General features: G+C 45.9%; 1 tRNA gene. It reads left to right on the top strand.

Annotation, left to right across the window (positions count from 1 at the left end):
* Positions 1-168: 168 nt before the first annotated feature.
* Positions 169-242: transfer RNA gene (locus SJ312_RS23445), tRNA-Arg, on the top strand.
* Positions 243-244: the final 2 nt, after the last annotated feature.

Genomic DNA, 244 nt, shown 5'->3' with positions numbered 1-244 from the left:
TCCGTAGCTCAGCTGGATAGAGTACTCGGCTACGAACCGAGCGGTCGGAGGTTCGAATCCTCCCGGATGCACCATCTCTTAGCTAATAATTTAGCATATCAATAATACCTTTTAATTTAACTCAGAAAAGTTATTGAGAATGTATCGATTTCAAATCGAATGAATTTTGCATCCGTAGCTCAGCTGGATAGAGTACTCGGCTACGAACCGAGCGGTCGGAGGTTCGAATCCTCCCGGATGCACC

It is taken from the genome of Providencia sp. CIM-Carb-044 (assembly GCF_033901115.1).
Taxonomy (GTDB): Bacteria; Pseudomonadota; Gammaproteobacteria; order Enterobacterales; family Enterobacteriaceae; genus Providencia; species Providencia hangzhouensis.
The sequence above is the reverse complement of the archived record's forward strand: the minus strand, read 5'-3'. Positions and strand labels throughout refer to the sequence as shown.